The organism is Pseudomonas sp. GW821-FHT07E12 (genome assembly GCF_058986605.1).
The window spans coordinates 1-16699 of record NZ_JBYSVX010000032.1 but is presented as its reverse complement, the minus strand read 5'-3'; the positions used below and the strand labels follow the sequence as shown (position 1 = coordinate 16699).

The following is a 16699-nucleotide window of genomic DNA, read 5'->3' as shown; positions in this document are numbered from 1 at the left end:
CTTATTTCTGTGACTCCCCGGAGGCCCTATGAAAGTCACGCTCTTCGGTGCCACCGGAAAGACGGGGCGGTATCTGATTGCGGAAGGTTTGAAGCGCGTACGCGCCTGGCATCAGTTCGGGTTGACACGTCACCATCCGATTGAAGCTCGAAGACGGCGGCCTTAATCGATCCTTTCCGTAGATTCCGCAGATCCGAACAAGCCGGAATGGCGCTCAGCCACTCCTTCCACCCGCTCCACCCACACTCAACCACCCATACAGGCGCTCGAACGAACGCGCGGTGTGATCGGCATCCTCGCGCACGGCGCGGCATTGGGCGTCCCAGGCCATGCGCAGGCGTAGATCTTCGTCGGTGAGTACCTGGCGCAGTGCTTCGGCCAGGGCGACGGCGTCACCTGGCGGTACCGCCAGGGCGGCCGAAGGCGCCCATTCGATCAGGTGGCCTACGGCGGTGCCTACAGTCGGCACGCCGGCGATGGCGGCTTCCAGCAAGACCAACGGGCCGGCTTCGTGCAGGGAGGACATCACCAGCAGGTCTGCGGCTTCCATGATCGGGCGCAGTTCGCGCTGGGTCTTGAAGCCGAGGAAGTGCACGCGGTGTTGCAGACCCAAACGTTGCGCGAGCGCCTGCATTTCGCCATGCAGGGTGTCCACGCCGACGATGTCGATGCGGAACGGCACGCCTGCCCTTTGCAGGACGGCCAGTGCGTGCAACAGGGTGGGCTGGTCCTTGACTCGATTGAGGCTGGCGACGTGAAGCAATCTGGCCGGGCCTTCACCACGCCGACGCGGCGCAAGCGGTGGCCAGGTGCGCAAGTCCACGCCGAGGGGAATGCGCTGGGCCAGCACGCCGAGGGCGTGCAGCGAATCGAGGATGGGTACGCTGGCGGCGGTGACGGCGTCGGCAGCGCGCAGCACGGTTGCTTCGCGCAGGCGCGCGCGCCAGGTGCGGCGTCCGCCGTAGCCGATGGCGTGCAGGGCGATGAGTTCGCCGCCGGCGATATGGACGAGGCTGGGACGGCGCAGCAGCTTGGCCGCAGCCACCGCGATCAGGCTGCAGTAGCCGGAGAAGATCGCCTGGATCAGGTCGAACGGCGCGCGTTGATGTTCGGCGCGGATGGCGGCGATCGCGCGCAGGCGGGTCCAGCGCTCGCCGACGTTGTGGATGGTGGCGCCGGCCAACGTCCAGCATGCGGGCTTGGGCTCTTGATGCAGGACGAAGACATGCACTTCGTGTTTCTTCGCGAGCCGTCCGATCAGAGTCAGCAGGACCGGGATCACGCGGAACTCGCCGCTGCGATCGACACCGCCGGGCACCACCAGCGCCAGTTTCATCGGCGCTTCTCCGCTGCGTTGACGGCGATGTCTGCATAAGCACTGGCCCAGCGCCGGCCCACCGCCGCGAATGAGAGGTGCTCGTCGAAATGGGCACGTACCTGCTCGCGCGCAGGTCGTTGCGTCGCGGCCTGAAGCAGCGCGCTGGCCAGCGCATCCGGATCGCCGCAGGGCCAGAGCATCCCGACACGGCCTTCGTCAGTGAGCGTGCGGAACGCGGGGATGTCGGTGAGCAACGGCAGCGTGCCGCAGGCGAACGCTTCCAGCGCTGCGTAGCCGCAGCTTTCGCGTCGGCTGCCGGCAACGAACAGATCGGCTGCGCGCATCAATCTCTGCACTTGTGCGTGTTCGACCTCGCCGAGTAATCCGACCCGTCCGGCCAGTCGCGAATCGTGTTCGATGCGTTGCTGCACCTGCTCGCGCAACGGTGCATCGCCAAACACGCACCACAGGCGCAGACCGGGCAACCGCGCGGCGGCACGGGCGATGCCTTCCAGCACGCACATCGGATCCTTGTCGGGGTTCAGGTGGCCGACCCAGAGCACGCAGGGATCGCCATACAGGCCGGTGTCGTTGCGCGCCTGGACGTGATCGCCCGGCGTGAAGCGGCTGCTGGACTCGGGAATGGCGAACAGCCGGGTCGAAGGCGCGAACAGCCCGGCGCGCACAAACGGCTGCGCCAGTTCGAGCGAGGTGAAGGCGATGCCCGAGGCAGCCGCATACCGGCGCCGCCACGGCAGGCGCCGCCACCAGCGCGGCGACCGGTTGGCGTGGTCCTGCAGCATGATCGGCAAGCGCGGCAAACGGCGCGCGATGGCGTGCGCCGCTGCTGCGAATTCGAGCCCGTGTACGTGCAGTACGTCCACATCGAGATCGGCGAGGCGGGCGACGATGGGGGCGACGCTGTCCTCCGGTTCGATGAAGTGGTAATCGATGCCATCGCGGACGAAGCGAGCCGGTGTCGTCGAAACCTGGATCACCGACACACGCAGGCCCGCGCTGGACACCGCCTCGGCGATGTCCGCCAGCGACGGCCAGTGCGCGAATACTTCGTCCGGCGTCAGACCGGGCGGCGTGGGCACGAAGTTGAGCTGCGCTACGTGCATCGACGGGCCTTCTTGCAACGGGCCATGCGTCAAAGCCCGGATACTTGCGGGCGGCGCAGGCGCACCAGCCGGTCGGCCAGATCGAGTTCCCACGGCCGGTCGTAGCGACGAAAGCGATAACGCCACGCCGCCATGGTGCTCAATCCGTGTTTGACCCAGCGCGGCGAGCGCAGGTCCTGCACGGTCGGATAACGGCAGCGCAGCACGGTGACGAAATCGCGGATGCGCCGGCGCAGGTCGTCGCTGACCCAGGGCGCATCGGCGTGGCAGGCGTAATCCACCCAGCGCTGCTCGGTCCACTCCTCCGGCGTGTGCGGGAACGCCACCGGCTGTCCATGCAGGTCCAGCATCGGGCGGGCGGGACGCTTGCCGCGATCCTTCTCGTGACGACTGCTTTCCGGCAGCGGCGTGTAGACGTAGACGATGATCTCCGACTGCGGATTGATGCGCTTGATCTCGCGGATGAAGTCGAAGGTCCGCTCGGTTTCCTCCTCGGTGTTCTCCGGCGGGGCGACCATGAACGACAGCTCCGGGATCACGCCGTTGCGCCGGCACAGTTCGGCCACTTCCAGGGTCTGGTCGGGCCGGGTGCCCTTGCGGATCTCCTTGAGCATGGCGCCGCTGGGCGACTCGGCGCCGATATAGGCCATGCGCAGCCGGCTCTTGCGCACCAGCTTCCAGGTGCTCTCGGACAGGTTCAGCAGCGCGTCGGCGCGGGCGTAGCACCACCACGGCAGTTCCAGCCGCGCCATCACTTCCAGCAGCGGGATCATCTCCACTTCGCGGTCGAAGAAGTTGTGATCGAAGAACTGGATCGAATCGGCACCCAGGCCGTGCTTGAGATAGCCCAGCTCGCGTTCGAGGCGCTGTGCGGTGGGCAACGCGGTAGCACCTCCGAACATCGCCGCGACGCCGCAGAAGGTGCAGCGGAAGCGGCAACCCAGCGCGGCCTGGTGCGCGGCGGTTCGGCGACCAAGGAAGGTGCGCGCCAGATAGTCGCGCGGGTCACCGAGTTTGTCGTACGGCAATACCAGCGCCGGATCGCCGCGCGAGAACCGCCGATCGGGGTTGTGCACGTGCGTGCCGTCGTGCTTCCACGACAGGCCGTCGATGGAGGCCAGCGCCGATCCACCGTTTCGCAATGCGGCCACCAGTGCGGACAGCGTTTCCTCGCCCTGGCTGCGGATCGCGTAGTCGACATAGGGCGCGGCCAATGCGGTATCGGTGTAGAGCGTCGGGAAATAGCCGCCCCAGACGATCGGCATGGCCGGGAAGCGCTCGCGGATCGCCTCGGACAGCGCGATCGACGGCGCCAGCTGCGGCCCGCCCATGACGCTGATGCCGACTGCGTCGTAATGGCTTTCCGCGAGTGCCTGCAGGCTGGTTTCGATGAAGTCGTGATCGACGTTGCCGTCGACGATCCGGCTCGCGCCGTCGCGATCCAGCGCCGCTGCCAGATTGAGCAGCGCCAACGGGAAACGCGCACTGCTGCGCGAGGTGATGGTCGGATTGACCAGCAACGTGTTGGCCATCGGCGTCATGGGTGGAAACATCGTGGCGGTACTCACGGTAGGCGACGCAGCCGGAACACCAGTGCGACCGGAACCTGCAGGGCGGCGTGATCGAAGTGCGCGCCGGTAGGAATGTCGACTGGGTCGAGCATCGGCTCGGTCACTGCCTCGATGGCGAATCCCAGCGATGCACAGGCGGCGTGCCAGTGACTGTAGAGATGCGGCGTGTGGCGTACGGCGTAGCGATGCCCGTCGATCTTGAAATCGCGCAACCAGCCGAGCGCGTGTCCGGTGGGATGGAAATCGCTGCACACCACCAGACCACCGGGGCGAGTGACGCGATGCAGTTCGGCGAGCGCGGGGGCGAGGTGTTCGACATGGCCGATCGCCATTGCGCTGATGGTGAGGTCGGCCTGCGCATCGCCTACCGGCATTGCCGCCAGATCACCGCGCAACAGCGAAAGCTCGGCGTGCATGCGCAACGCGGCCAGTTCGGACTCGGCGCGCGCCAGCATCGGCGCGGACAGGTCCACGCCGGTCAGCTGGCGTGCGCCGCGTGTTGCGGCATGCCGCAGATAGCGCCCGCTGCCGCATCCGGCGTCGAGCACTGCGTACCCGCGCAGATCGTCCGGGATCAGCGCGAGCATCGCGCGCTCCTCGGCCTGCATCACCGGATTGTGCGCATGTGCCGGATAGCTCGCGGCCCACAGCGCATAAGCGGGTTCCGGATCGAGCACCGGCGTGTGGTTCATGCCGCGACTCCGGCCGACTCGATGCCGATGTGTGCGTTGTCGAATTCCAGACCGGGCTCCATCGCGAGCAGCGCGGGATCGGCCAAGGCCTTGGCGAGCAGCTTGGGGCGTCCGTCGAGCGTGACGCGCACCGTCTCGATACCGGCGACTTCGAACCAGCCGGCGAAGTCCGGATCGGCGATGCGCGGAGATCCATCGCGCACCACCGCACGCAGCTCGGCGCGGCTCAATCCGATCAAACTGTCAGCCGGGGCGCCACCACGATCGGCGACGATCACCAGATCGGCTGGGGCGCCGGAGACGAGGCTTCCGTGCTGGGGCAGGCGCAACACGGCGGCGGCGCGAGAGGTGACCAGTTGCAGCAACGCGGTACTGTCGAGCCCGCCACACGCGGCGGCCACGCGCACTTCTTCCAGCAGGTCTCGCGCGCCACTCAGGCGCGAGTCGCTGCCCAGTGTCAATCGACCGGCCGCGTGCAACCGGCGTGGATCGAGCGTGCGGCCCAGCAATGCGAGGTTGCTGGAAGGACACCACACCACCGCGGCGCCGCATTCGATGATGCGATCCATATCGCGCTCATCCAGGCCGACGCCGTGGACCAGCACGCTGTTCGATGCGAGGCAGCCCAATCGATCCAGCGCCGCCAGCTCGGCGCGCGCAACCGCGTCGGTGCCCTCGGCCAGATGGATCACCCAGGGTCGTTCGGATGGGGTGCCGACAAAGCTCTCGCGCACCGGCGGACCGTAATCCGGCCAGCCCGGCGCGTAGCTCCAGCCGAAGTCGCGCAGCAGCGCGACAGGGAAATCGGCCGCGTCGAGCGCCGGATGCCAAGGGTCGTGGTGGACCACACAGGTGACACCGGCGAGCAGGTTCTTCAGCCCGCCATGGCGCAGGCGCAGTGCCTTGGGCACACGCAAGGCGGCGGCGACTTGCGGATCGCTGAAGTGAGCCTGGAAGGCCTCGATCCACGCATAGCTGTTGGGGAATGGCGCGCCCTGCGCCAGCGGCGGCACGGCATTCACATGCAGGTGCTCATGCGCGTTGATCAATCCCGGCAGGACCAGATGTCCGCTCAGGTCGATAGGTGCATCCGCCCTGCCCGATGCGATATCAAGGCGACCGTCGCGCACCGTCAGCGATGCATGCGCAGCACCACCCGGCATCAGCACGCGTGCGCCCTCCAGGCAGACGGCATTGGCGGCATGCACGGTCACGTTTTCAGCGCCGGCGCATCACGATCAGGAAGTGGTCGCCCATCGCGCGCAGCAGCGGCAGTGCACCCAGGCGATCATCTAGCCGACCCAACCGCTCGCCCCATGCACGATGGCGCTCGTACAGATCCACCAGATACGGCGGCGGCAGGAACAGGCTCAGTGCGCGATGGCTTTCCAGCACGAAATGCTCTGAAAACGCGCGATGGAACTCGCGCGGCAGGTAGTAACGCGTCCAGATCGTATGACCGTTCATGCCCACCGCCGTCATGCCCCGCGCGGCCCGCACCGCCGCACGCCGCAAGCGCCCACGTGCAAAGTAATAGCCCAGCTCCCAGGGGCAGATCCGGCCGATCACCGAGAACACCAGGTGACCGTCGCGCCGTACCAGACGCGCGCACTGCCCGGCCACCGCCGACAGGTCCGGAGCGCAGTTCAACGGACCGAAGTTGGAATAGATGCCGTCGAACTCGCCCTCGATCTGATCCAGTTGCTGGATACCGACATGCGCCGCCATCAGTCGCAATTCCAGCTGCGCAGCCTGTGCACGCTGACGTGTGCGCTCGACCATGTTCGGCGACCAATCGGTCGCCAACACGTGATAACCGCGCTGGGCGAGTTCATGTGCGTCCAACCCGGTACCGCAACCGAGATCGATCAAGCGCGACCCGACCGGCAGCTTGGCGGCGACGGTATCCCACAGCGTGGTACGCATACGCTGGATCAACGCGTTGTTGCCGCGCGGACCATCGTAGTCCACCGCCACACTGTCGAAAGCGCGCTGAGTTTCCAGCAACTGCGACCCGTCCAGCGCATCGTGGCGCACATCTGGCGAGGCCATCAGCGTGCCTCGGCCATCGAATTCATTTCATACTGTGACATGCGCTCTCCACGGGCGGCAATGCCGCACCGGGCGGCGGCATTCTTCTACAGGTGAGTGCCGATGAAGCGCGATTTGGTTGAGTCTGGTGCTCTGGGTATTTGGGATGCCAGATCGCCCAACGTGAACAGGCAGGTGAAGGGCTGTGCTTTGGCTTTGGCTTTGGCTTTGGCTTCGGCTTTGGCCCTAGCTTTTGCCGTGGCCGTGGCTTTTGACCTTCCCGGGGCCCCCATCCGCAGCGACGGAGCCAGCGGGAAAAACCCGAAGGGCGACGTGCATGGATGCACGTCGTTTTCTGCCGCGGCATGGATGCCGCGTCAGAAAATCCCGCTGGCGCAGTGCACCCGTAGCGCAGCGAAGGGCGCGAGGACTGGGGCGTGTTTCTTTGGGTTACGTTTCTTTGCACGAGCAAAGAAAGGTGACTCGCTCCGAAGGAGCGAAAGCTGTTGCTGTTGCTGTTGCCGTCACTGCAACCTCAAACCTAGAAGCAACGTCCATGGATCCCCGCGTTCGCGGGGATGACGGTAGAGAGATAGCGAGAACGGTAGAGAACTGGTGCGGAAGTCGCTGGGTCCCCGCCTACGCGGGGACGACGACAGACAGAGCGACTCCCTCCCCAAAAAACCTCAGACCACCCGCAAAACCCGCCGACGCCGCCAAGCATCAGCCCCCACCGCAACCCCCACCCCCAAAGCCCCCCCCAACAACACCCCCACCCCCCAAGCCAACACAGGATTAGGCGACACCGGCCGATCCGGCAGATGGATCGGCCAAGGCAGCGAAGTCTCGTAGGTGTAGCGCGGCGTCAGACGCACGGTCAGATCATCGATCTCCGCCTTCAACCCGCGAATCACCCCCTCCTTCTCCGACAACAACATCCCCGCCACCATCCGGCCCTCGCCATCGGCACGTCCCGCCGGCGCACCCTCACCGTTCACCTGACGCAACCAGCGCTCACGCTCGGCCATCGTCGAAGCCAGCTCACTCCTGATCGTCTGCAGGCGCGCCTGGGTCAGCGCCACCGCTTGCGCACCAAGACCGCGATGGATCTCGCGCAGGCGATCAGCGGTACCCATCACCAGTTTGCGGGCCATCTGCGGTGAATCCGCACGCACCTTCAGCTCGATCAGATTGGCGTAAGGATCCGGCGACAATTTCAGGCTCTTGCGATAGAGCGCGGCACTGCGCCCATTCAACGGCAAGCCCAGCCCGGCAAGCACATCGTCCTGGAATCCACGCGTCTGGATGCGCTCGATGGTGCGCTGGAACGGCTCGATCTTCGGGTCGCGACCGGCCGGGGTGGGGCCGAACTCGCCCACCTGGATCCAGGCGGTCGCCTCCCACTGCGGTTTGGAGAGGGATACGAACGCGAACGTCAGCACCAGCACTGCCGCCAGCACCGCAACGAACCAGCGCCATTGACGGATCAGCGTCCGCGCCATGTCGATCAGGTAGATGTCGTCTTGTTGTTCTTTCATCGCGATTCGGTCGTGGCGGGAGTGGGTGGGAATGCGGAGCGCAGGCCGGCATTGCGATCCGGCAGCAGGACGGTGACGGCGTGCAGCAGCAGGCAGATGCCGATGAAGCCGGCGTTGGTCCAGGTAAACGCCTGCGGCGCGAACGGCGACATCAGGCCGGCATAGGCGATGCGCAGGAAGATCAGCAGCGGGAACAGCGACAGCGCGATGCCGAGCCGGCGCACGCTCCACAGCAGTGCGGCGTACAGCGCCAGCAATGCGGCCAACGCACCGGGCGCGCCCCAGGCCATCAGGAACGGGAAGAACTCGGTGCCGACATTGATGTTCGCCGCGTCGAGCGGGATGTCGGTGCCGGCGGTGGCGATCGAGCCGCTCATCGGCACCAGCTGGTTCACCAGGAAACTGGCGTTCTCGTAACCCTTGGCCAGGATCGCGGCGAAGTTGTACGGGCCGGCGCTGATATAGAGCAGCAGCCACTTGATGCCCTGCGGCGCGGCGCGGTACGCGTCGCTGAACGGCAGCGTCACCGAATCGAGCGAGCCCGAACGCAGCATGCCCAACCCCGAGAACACGCCCGCCCCGGCCAGCAGCAACAGCGCCATGGTCTTCCACGGCAGCGGACGCGCCTCGTCCCGGCGCAGCACGATCAGCAGGGCGAAGGAGAACAGCGAGGCGAAGATCCGGTTGCGGTCGATCACCAGCACCGGAAACAGGAAGCCAACCGCGATCAGCAGGTTGCGCAGCGTGCGGTTGCGCGCGCACAGCAGGCCGATCGGCGGCAGCACCCAGCACATGTTGGACACGTGCCGCACATGCGAACGCAGCGGATCGAGCGTGGCGTAGGACGACGGATCGGTGAGGATCGGGATCGGAAACAACGCCACGTCCAGTACGCAGAACAGCACCACCACTGCGGCGAAGGCCAGCGCGATGAAGGATTCGCGGGTGCCCGCGTAACGGCGCGCGCGGAACCGCGACAGCGTCGGCAAGCGGATGCCCAGCATCAGGTCCAGCACCACGATTGCGACGGCCGCTGCCGCCAGCAGCGCGACACCGGCCAGATAGTCCGGCGGCAGGTCGTAGCTGAGCAGGGTCAGGCCACAACTGAGCAGCATCGGCAGACCCAGGTAGCTCGATGGCAGGCGCAGCAGCTGTTTCATGCCGGCCTCGCGGCGCGTGCGCCCGTCGCCGGCCACCACCGTACCTGCAGCGCCAGCCAGGCATGGATCGCCAGATGCAGGACCGTTTCGAAAGGACGGCGCCGCAGGAACGCCACCTTGGCGGCGATCCGATGCGCCTGCGACCTGAGCAGCGTGCGGTACGGCTCCTCGAACAGCTCGGCGCGCCGCAGCGCCACCTGTCGCGATTCGGCGAGATTGGCGATGCGGGTGGCGACGTTCGCGCTCTTGCTGACGTTGCCGCCGTGCAGGCGATACGCGCAGACCGGAACGTCGATGAAGCCGAGTGCATCGCACGCGGCCAGGCGCAGGAAGAAATCCCAGTCCTCGATGCGCAGTTCCTCGCTCCATCCCGCGCGCGGATCGAGCGCCGCACGCCGCAGCAAGGTGACCGCCCCGCTTACCGCCCAGTGGCTGATCACCGCGCGGCGGATGCCTTCTTCTGACAGGTAGAGCCGTTTGTCCACGCCATACAGGTCGCGCATGCTGCTGGCGTGCAGCAGGTCGCCGTCGCGATCGACGACGATGGCGTCGCCGAATACCGCCGCCTTGCCCGGGTGCGCGCGCAGGTAACGCACCTGCGCATCGAGACCGCCGGGGAGCAGATAGTCGTCGCTGGCGCCCAGACGCAGGAACTCGCCGCTCGCCAGCGACATCATTTCGTTGAGCGTGGCGGCAATGCCGCGGTTGTCGCGCCGCCGGTAGCGCACTGGCACCGCATGACCATGCAGCGCGATCCAGTCTTCGATTCGTCGGGCGGTCGCATCGGTCGAGCCGTCGTCGATGACGACGATCTCCTTGTGCGGATACGGGTCCTCCAGCACGCTGTCCAGGCAGCGCAGGATGAAGTGCTCGTGGTTGTAGGCGGGGATCAGCACCGACACCAGCGGCACCCGTGCTTCCCCGCCTGCCGACGTGCGGAGACTCATGCCGTCGCCCCCAGATAGCGCCGCGCCACCACCACGTTGAATGCCAGGTACAGCACGTAATTGACGACGAAGGCGTACATCGCGCCGACCAACCCGAAGCGGTCGGTGAAGACATACACCAGCCCCAGATAGCTGGCGGCGAACACGCACTCGGATACCACGAACAGCCGCGTCATCGCCTTGGCCAGCATCAGGTACGAGAGCAGGAACGAGGCGATCTTGATCACGTCGCCGATCAGCTGCGGGCCATACAGCGGGTCGGCCGCGGCGAAATCGGCATTGAACAGCAGCCGGGTCACCACATCGCGGAACAGGTAGACCGTGGCAGCCAGCACGATCACCAACGGCATCAAATAGCGATAGGCGGTCTTCAGTTCCTGCACGAGTGCGGCGTGGTCGCGCAGCGATGCCAGTTTCGGCAGGTAGTACACGTTGATGACGGAGGTCAGGAACAGCAGGTAGGCATCGGAGACCTTGCTCACCGCCTGCCAGTAACCGACCTGCTCCCAGCCGAAGCGAGCCGCGAGATGGTCGCGTACCGCGATGCCGACCAGATGCGGCAGCAGCGCCGACACCAACGTCATCACCGAGAACGCTGCGAGCCTGCCGGTCATCTCGCGATCAAAGCGCATGCGCAGCATGCCGCGCTGGAAATAAGGGCTGCGCCACAGCGCGGGCAACCCGACCAGCAGCCACAGCACCTGGCCTGCGACCAGCGCGAACAGCGCGCCCTCCAGTCCATAACGCCACGCCGCGATCGCGGCCACGACCGCGCCGATGGCAGATCCGGCCACCTGGATCAACGCCAGCCGGCGCACGTCCATGAAACCGTTGACCACGGCCAGGATGTAGTTGAGCAGCGCGATGCCGATCTGGGCCAGCGCGAGCAGTACGATCAGGCGCTGGTAATGCGAGTCGCCGAGCAGACGCTGCGCGATCTCGCCGCTGAACAGCAGCGTCGCCACGCCCATCAGCACGGCGGCGCAGATTGCATAAGCCAGTGCCGCGCCGAGCAGGCGCAGCAGCCGGGGCGTATCGTCGCGATATTCGGCCACGTATTTGACGATGCCTGGACCGATGCCACCACCGGCGAGCACTGCCAGCAGCGACATCAGGCTCATGAACTGCCCGAGTCGGCCAACGCCTTCCGGCCCGGCAAACCAGGCCACCAGCTTGACCACCGCCAGTGCCGCGAACAGGCGCGCCGCCGTGCCGATGCCGGTATAGACGCCGCTGCGCAGCACGTTCATGCCGCGTCTCCGAACGTCTGGCAGGCATCGATCACCCGCTGCACCGCAGCCGCGTCCATCGCCGGCCCCATCGGCAGGCTCAGCACCTGCCGATGCAGGCGCTCGGTGATCGGCAGCCGCAGGCCGCCCAACGATGCGGCATAGGCCGGCTGTCGATGCGGCGGCACCGGATAGTGCACCTGGCTGTGGATGCCGAGCGCTTGCAGATGCTGTTGCAGGTCGTCACGGCGCTCGCTGTGCACGACGAACAGGTGCCACACGTGCGCGTCCTCGGCGGTCACCGAGGGCAAGCCGATCTGTGCGTTGCCGATGCCATCGCGATAGCGGCGCGCCACGTCACGCCGCTGCGCGATCTCCGCATCGAGGTGTGCCAGCTTCACCCGCAGCAGCGCGGCCTGCAGTTCGTCCAGGCGCGAGTTGACGCCCGGGAAAAGATGCCGGTACTTGATGTCCGAGCCGTAGTTGCGCAGCGCCCGGATCCGCTCGGCCAGGCGTGCATCGCCGGTCGTCACCGCACCGCCATCGCCGAGTGCACCCAGGTTCTTGGTCGGGAAGAAACTGAAACCGGCGGCATCGCCGAACGCGCCCGCACGACGACCCGCCACCGATGCGCCGTGCGCCTGGGCGGCATCCTCGATCAGCAGCAATCCGTGCCGGTCCGCCAGCGCGCGCAACGCGGCCATGTCGGCCAGTTGCCCGTACAGGTGCACCGCCATGATCGCGCGGGTGCGCGGCCTGATCGCGGCCTCCACCCGTGCGGGATCCAGATTGAACGTGACCGGATCGGGCTCGACCGGTACCGGCACCAGACGGTTCTCGGTAACGGCCAGGAAGCTGGCGATGAAGGTGTTGGCGGGTACGATCACCTCATCGCCATCCGCCAACTGGCCCAGTTCACGATACCCGCGCAGGATCAGCGACAGCGCATCCAGGCCATTGCCGACGCCGATCGCATGCGCGGCGCCGCAATAGCGGGCGAACTCATGCTCGAACGCCTCCAGCTCCTGGCCCAGCACATACCAGCCCGAGTCGATCACCCGCGCCGCCGCCGCTTTCAGCTCGTCGGCGTAGCGCGCATGCGCGGCGCGCAGGTCGAGAAACGGCACTTCGGCGACGGCGACGTCCATCAGAACGTCCACTCGTAGAAATCGTGCACGATCGCGCGTGCGCCGAAGCGCTCTTTCTGCTCGACCAGCCCTTGATTGAGCACGCGCCCTTCGTCCTCGGTCGAGATGCCGAGGCTGAAGTACTCGCGCTGCGCGTAGACCTGTTCGATCAGCTCGGCCAGCAACAGACTGAGTGCATCCACGCGCCGCCCTTCATCCGACGCTGCGAGGTATTGGGTATGCACGACACGGCCAAAGTCGTAGACCAGCGTCCCGGCCAGCAGCTCGCCATCAGCACGCGCCTCGTGCAGCACGATCTGCGAGGGAAAGCGGCTTTGCAGCAATCGCAGTTCCGCCAGGCTGTGGGTCGGGGTGGCGCCATGCCGCTCCAGCACCTGCGTCAGCAACGCGTGGAACTGCGCCAGATCCTGTCCGACCTGCACCTTCAGGCCGGCTTTCCTGGCCTTGGCGATCGAGCGCCTGCGCTCCGGCGTGAACCGCACCGGCTCACGTAACGCGATCGCTGAGGACAGGTCGCGGCGCCACAGGCGCGCGCCGAGGCGATGCAGCGCGTACAGATCCTCGTCGGCCGGACTGGCGTGGAAGACGTGCGGAATGGCCTTGTATAACAGGCGCGCGAATCCCTGCGAGCGATAGTGCCCGGCGATCTGCTCGAACACCGCCAGCGTCGCGCCGACACGCAGCGCAGGCGAGGAAATCAGCCCGGCGTAGCTCAGTCCGGCATGGCTGACGACGCTATCGCCACGGACGCTGGCCGGCAGCACCGCCAGTATTTCGCCGTCGCGTTCCACCATCAGCGAGGCATCGACGAAACGCTCGGCGTGGTAGTCCATGTAGCCGCGCCGATGCAGCAGGTTGCCATTCCTCGACGCTGCGACCAGCGCATCCCAGGCCGTCGCATCGGCAGGCGTATACGGCCTAACCGAAAACATCGTCGCCTCGCGCGTGCAACGGCAGCTCGGCCGTCGCCACACCGAATCCGTCCACGCCCATGTCGTTGCCGTTGTAGAACATCAACAGCCGGTCGCGGTGCCGGATCAATGCCGGATAGCACAGCGTGCGTGCATCCCATCCCTGTCCGGACAGCGTCAGCCCCAGCGCCTCGTCGCGACGCTGCCAGTGCACGCCGTCCTCGCTCTCGGCCAGGCCGGGGAAGTACTCGCCGGTGGTGTTGCCACGCGTGAAATACATCAGATAGCGATCACCGAGGCGATACACGCGTGGCCGACCGATGCGGTACTCGCTGCCCTGCGGCAGCAGGCAGGGATGGTCCTCGCGCGGTATCGCACCAGGATCGGCGGTCTCCACGCAGCGGATGTGGTAACGCGGAAATGGCGTGCCGCCGATCTGCTCCCAGTCGTCGCCGATCGCGTACCACAGCCGCCAGCGGCCATGCTCGTAGCGCGCCGAATGCACCGCGGCGATGGTGCTGCGTCCGGGCGCGCGATCGAGGATCGGCGTTTCCTGCCGGCGCTGAAACGACTCGCCACCGTCGTGCGACACCGCCAGCCCGGTGAAGGCCAGGAACTTGGCCCGTGCCACGCGCTGGAAGCCGACGTAGAACAGGTACAGGCCATCCGGCCCCTGCACCACATCGCCCAGGATCATGCCGTTGTCGTCGAAACAGCCACCACGGCCGACATCGAGTACCGGTTGGGCGCTGACCCGCACGATCGCGGCAGGATCGTCGGCGCGCACGTCGACGTAGCCGATGCGGCTGACACCTTCGTCATCGCGGAAACCGGCATAGATGCGCAAGGTGTCCGCGTCCAGCCGCCAGGGCGTGGGCGTCAGCGCCGAATGGCGCATCCAGCCGCCCACGCCGTGCCGTGCGACATCGAACACCAATCCCTGCTTGACCCAATCGAACACGCGCGCCTCAGAGCTTCACGTCGAGACTGGAACGACCCGGCACCGCGCGCGCCGGCGAGCCGACGTAGACGCGTCCGGGCTCGGTATCGCGCGTGACCAGTGCGCCGGCACCGATCACGTTGTCGGCAGCGACCTTGACCCCATCGTTGAAGGCGGCGTTCACGCCGACAAAGCTGCCGGCGCCGATCTCGCAGTAGCCGGACACGACCGCATGCGAGGCGATGAACGTGTTCTCGTGCACCACGGTGCGGTGGCCGATGTGGTTGCCGCTCCACAGGATGCAGTTGTCGCCGATGCGGGTGAACGGCTGGATGACGTTGCCTTCGAAGATGAAGCTGTTCTCGCCGATCTCGGCATTGCGCCAGACGAAGGCGCGCGAACTGATGTAGCGCGCGCAGCGATAACCACGTTGTCTGGCGTCCCGATACAGACGGGTGCGCAGCCGGTTGAGCCCGGTGGCCGGGATGGCGACGAACACCTCCACCTCGTCCGGTGCATGCACGCGCTCCAGATCCTCGTAGGCGAGCACGGGCAGGCCTGCCAGGGTCGGCGCGGCGATGTATTCGCGTTCCACGCTGAAGGCCACGACCTCGTAATCGCTGTCGTGGGTGAAGTATTCGTGGGCGATCTGGGCCAATTCTCCTGCGCCGACCAACACCAGGGGCCTGCCCACCTCAGGCCTCCTGGCGCTGGACGCCGTGGACTTCGCGCAGGAACTCGTCGTAGTCGAAGATGTAGTCGTCCGGGTCGTAGACCTGATCGGCCAGCACCATCAGCACGCAGTCCTCGCTGAAGTCGTACAGATCACGCCAGACCATGCCGCCGAGCAGCAGGCCGCGCGTGGGATCGTCCAGCACCACCTCCATCGGGCCGTGGCCGTCGTCGGCCAGGAACGTGACCGAGCCATGCAGCGCCACCACCAGCTGGTTGAGGTGGCGGTGCGCGTGCTGGCCACGGTGCACGTTCTGCCGGGTGGCGAACAGGTAGTACACGCGCCGGATCTGGAAGGGCACGTTGCGCTCCTGCTCCAGGGCGACGAGCTGGCCCCGATCGTCGCCGTGCATGCTCAGCTGGATGAGTTCGATTGCCATGACCTGACCTGCCTGCGGCCCTCCGGGAGGAAGCCTCTGTCCGTCTGAGTGCCGGCAGCCGGATCGAAGGTTGCCTTCGATGCGTCATCGCAATGCGGTGAGCCGTCGATGCAACCTTTCGCCGGCCACGCGGCACCCAGGGATACGCAGGGCTCCTGCGTGCGGAGATTGCATCCGCCGCAACGCCCCTCATCGCGACAGCACCGGACCGGACATCCCCTGCCCATGACGCCATCGAACCCTGCTCCCGACGACCTCCCCCGCAGCGCAAAACCGCGCTCGCTGGTCGCATTGCACTGGCTCACCGCATTCGCGCTGGTCGCGGCCGCGACCTTGATCCTGATCCGCGGCGAGGTCGGTGGCCGCGCCCTGCGGCAATGGCTGCTGGAAGGCCATCGTCATTTCGGCCTGCTGGTGCTTGCGCTGTTCTGCCTGCGCATCGCGGTGCGGCTGCGCATGCGCCGGCTGCCAGGTGTGGAAGGTGCGGGCTGGATGATCCGCGCCGCAGCGGCACTGACCCACATCGCCCTGTACGCGCTGCTGCTGTCGCTGCCGCTGCTCGGCTGGGCGCTGAGCGATGCGCTGGGCAAACCGGTGCACCTGTTCGGCCTGGTGCTGCCTTCGCTGGTGGAACCCGATCCGGATCTTGCCGACACGCTGCAGGCCTGGCACCTCGATGCCGCCTGGGTGCTGCTGGCGCTGGTCGCGCTGCATGTCGGCGCCGCGCTGTGGCACCACTTCGTCCGCCGCGACCGCGTGCTGCGCGACATGTTGCCGACGCGCAGGCGCAGCTGATGTCGCGCTCTTTTTGGCTCTGTTCGCATTCGGGATGGGCGATGACCTCTGACGTCGTCCCGCTGCCGGTGCGATCTGCTTTTTGTGGGCCGGTGCGATCGGCCTTTTGTGGGAGGGACTCTGGGTGGCCTCGGGCCATCAGTCCCGACGCTTTGCCGATAAAGCCCGTCGGGACTGATGGCC

General features: G+C 66.6%; 16 protein-coding genes. 1 reads left to right on the top strand and 15 read right to left on the bottom strand.

Going from position 1 to position 16699, the window contains the following annotated elements; translation table 11 throughout:
• Positions 1 to 214 precede the first annotated feature (214 nt).
• From AC3WJE_RS16080 to AC3WJE_RS16010, 15 genes are all read right to left on the bottom strand, one after another.
• Complete coding sequence (locus tag AC3WJE_RS16080; RefSeq protein WP_493731828.1) at positions 215 to 1336, bottom strand: glycosyltransferase family 4 protein; 1122 nt, start codon at positions 1334 to 1336, stop codon at positions 215 to 217.
• Complete coding sequence (locus AC3WJE_RS16075; RefSeq protein WP_493731827.1) at positions 1333 to 2442, bottom strand: glycosyltransferase family 4 protein; 1110 nt, start codon at positions 2440 to 2442, stop codon at positions 1333 to 1335. The genes AC3WJE_RS16080 and AC3WJE_RS16075 overlap by 4 nt, the downstream gene beginning before the upstream one ends.
• A 29-nt stretch (positions 2443 to 2471) precedes the next feature.
• A complete protein-coding gene (locus AC3WJE_RS16070) occupies positions 2472 to 3983 on the bottom strand; it encodes a B12-binding domain-containing radical SAM protein (RefSeq protein WP_493731826.1) in 1512 nt (503 codons plus the stop codon).
• A gap of 23 nt (positions 3984 to 4006) precedes the next feature.
• A complete protein-coding gene (locus tag AC3WJE_RS16065) occupies positions 4007 to 4705 on the bottom strand; it encodes a class I SAM-dependent methyltransferase (protein WP_493731825.1) in 699 nt (232 codons plus the stop codon).
• A complete protein-coding gene (locus AC3WJE_RS16060; RefSeq protein ID WP_493731824.1) occupies positions 4702 to 5919 on the bottom strand; it encodes an amidohydrolase family protein in 1218 nt (405 codons plus the stop codon). The genes AC3WJE_RS16065 and AC3WJE_RS16060 overlap by 4 nt, the downstream gene beginning before the upstream one ends.
• Positions 5920 to 5923: 4 nt before the next feature.
• On the bottom strand, positions 5924 to 6757 hold the full coding sequence (locus tag AC3WJE_RS16055; RefSeq protein ID WP_493731823.1) for a class I SAM-dependent methyltransferase: 834 nt from the start codon (positions 6755 to 6757) through the stop codon (positions 5924 to 5926).
• Between the two features lie 665 nt (positions 6758 to 7422).
• Complete coding sequence (locus AC3WJE_RS16050; protein WP_493731822.1) at positions 7423 to 8274, bottom strand: Wzz/FepE/Etk N-terminal domain-containing protein; 852 nt, start codon at positions 8272 to 8274, stop codon at positions 7423 to 7425.
• Entirely contained in the window at positions 8271 to 9434 is a 1164-nt protein-coding gene (locus tag AC3WJE_RS16045; RefSeq protein WP_493731821.1) for a hypothetical protein, read from the bottom strand. The genes AC3WJE_RS16050 and AC3WJE_RS16045 overlap by 4 nt, the downstream gene beginning before the upstream one ends.
• A complete protein-coding gene (locus AC3WJE_RS16040; protein WP_493731820.1) occupies positions 9431 to 10381 on the bottom strand; it encodes a glycosyltransferase in 951 nt (316 codons plus the stop codon). The genes AC3WJE_RS16045 and AC3WJE_RS16040 overlap by 4 nt, the downstream gene beginning before the upstream one ends.
• On the bottom strand, positions 10378 to 11631 hold the full coding sequence (locus AC3WJE_RS16035) for an O-antigen translocase (RefSeq protein WP_493731819.1): 1254 nt from the start codon (positions 11629 to 11631) through the stop codon (positions 10378 to 10380). The genes AC3WJE_RS16040 and AC3WJE_RS16035 overlap by 4 nt, the downstream gene beginning before the upstream one ends.
• Positions 11628 to 12758, bottom strand: a complete 1131-nt coding sequence (locus tag AC3WJE_RS16030; protein ID WP_493731818.1) for a DegT/DnrJ/EryC1/StrS family aminotransferase — start codon at positions 12756 to 12758, stop codon at positions 11628 to 11630. Before AC3WJE_RS16030 ends, AC3WJE_RS16035 begins: the two co-directional genes overlap by 4 nt.
• Positions 12758 to 13690 carry a GNAT family N-acetyltransferase gene (locus tag AC3WJE_RS16025; RefSeq protein ID WP_493731817.1) on the bottom strand — a complete coding sequence of 311 codons (933 nt, stop codon included), beginning with the start codon at positions 13688 to 13690 and terminating at the stop codon, positions 12758 to 12760. Before AC3WJE_RS16025 ends, AC3WJE_RS16030 begins: the two co-directional genes overlap by 1 nt.
• Positions 13677 to 14630 carry a hypothetical protein gene (locus tag AC3WJE_RS16020; protein ID WP_493731816.1) on the bottom strand — a complete coding sequence of 318 codons (954 nt, stop codon included), beginning with the start codon at positions 14628 to 14630 and terminating at the stop codon, positions 13677 to 13679. Before AC3WJE_RS16020 ends, AC3WJE_RS16025 begins: the two co-directional genes overlap by 14 nt.
• A gap of 7 nt (positions 14631 to 14637) precedes the next feature.
• On the bottom strand, positions 14638 to 15303 hold the full coding sequence (locus AC3WJE_RS16015; RefSeq protein ID WP_493731815.1) for an acetyltransferase: 666 nt from the start codon (positions 15301 to 15303) through the stop codon (positions 14638 to 14640).
• A gap of 1 nt (position 15304) precedes the next feature.
• Positions 15305 to 15721: a sugar 3,4-ketoisomerase gene (locus AC3WJE_RS16010; protein WP_493731814.1), complete on the bottom strand. Its 417-nt coding sequence runs from the start codon at positions 15719 to 15721 to the stop codon at positions 15305 to 15307.
• 225 nt (positions 15722 to 15946) lie between these two features.
• On the opposite strand from AC3WJE_RS16010, the gene AC3WJE_RS16005 reads away from it, so the two are divergent.
• Positions 15947 to 16516: a cytochrome b gene (locus tag AC3WJE_RS16005; RefSeq protein ID WP_493731813.1), complete on the top strand. Its 570-nt coding sequence runs from the start codon at positions 15947 to 15949 to the stop codon at positions 16514 to 16516.
• Positions 16517 to 16699 lie beyond the last annotated feature (183 nt).

Excerpts from the sequence above, each read along its gene's own strand:
- AC3WJE_RS16080 (WP_493731828.1), bottom strand. The coding sequence starts at position 1,336 with ATGAAACTGGCGCTGGTGGTGCCCGGCGGTGTCGATCGCAGCGGCGAG.
- AC3WJE_RS16075 (WP_493731827.1), bottom strand. The coding sequence starts at position 2,442 with ATGCACGTAGCGCAGCTCAACTTCGTGCCCACGCCGCCCGGTCTGACG.
- AC3WJE_RS16070 (WP_493731826.1), bottom strand. The coding sequence starts at position 3,983 with ATGACGCCGATGGCCAACACGTTGCTGGTCAATCCGACCATCACCTCG.
- AC3WJE_RS16065 (WP_493731825.1), bottom strand. The coding sequence starts at position 4,705 with ATGAACCACACGCCGGTGCTCGATCCGGAACCCGCTTATGCGCTGTGG.
- AC3WJE_RS16055 (WP_493731823.1), bottom strand. The coding sequence starts at position 6,757 with ATGGCCTCGCCAGATGTGCGCCACGATGCGCTGGACGGGTCGCAGTTG.
- AC3WJE_RS16050 (WP_493731822.1), bottom strand. The coding sequence starts at position 8,274 with ATGAAAGAACAACAAGACGACATCTACCTGATCGACATGGCGCGGACG.
- AC3WJE_RS16045 (WP_493731821.1), bottom strand. The coding sequence starts at position 9,434 with ATGAAACAGCTGCTGCGCCTGCCATCGAGCTACCTGGGTCTGCCGATG.
- AC3WJE_RS16040 (WP_493731820.1), bottom strand. The coding sequence starts at position 10,381 with ATGAGTCTCCGCACGTCGGCAGGCGGGGAAGCACGGGTGCCGCTGGTG.
- AC3WJE_RS16035 (WP_493731819.1), bottom strand. The coding sequence starts at position 11,631 with ATGAACGTGCTGCGCAGCGGCGTCTATACCGGCATCGGCACGGCGGCG.
- AC3WJE_RS16030 (WP_493731818.1), bottom strand. The coding sequence starts at position 12,758 with ATGGACGTCGCCGTCGCCGAAGTGCCGTTTCTCGACCTGCGCGCCGCG.
- AC3WJE_RS16025 (WP_493731817.1), bottom strand. The coding sequence starts at position 13,690 with ATGTTTTCGGTTAGGCCGTATACGCCTGCCGATGCGACGGCCTGGGAT.
- AC3WJE_RS16010 (WP_493731814.1), bottom strand. The coding sequence starts at position 15,721 with ATGGCAATCGAACTCATCCAGCTGAGCATGCACGGCGACGATCGGGGC.
- AC3WJE_RS16005 (WP_493731813.1), top strand. The coding sequence starts at position 15,947 with ATGACGCCATCGAACCCTGCTCCCGACGACCTCCCCCGCAGCGCAAAA.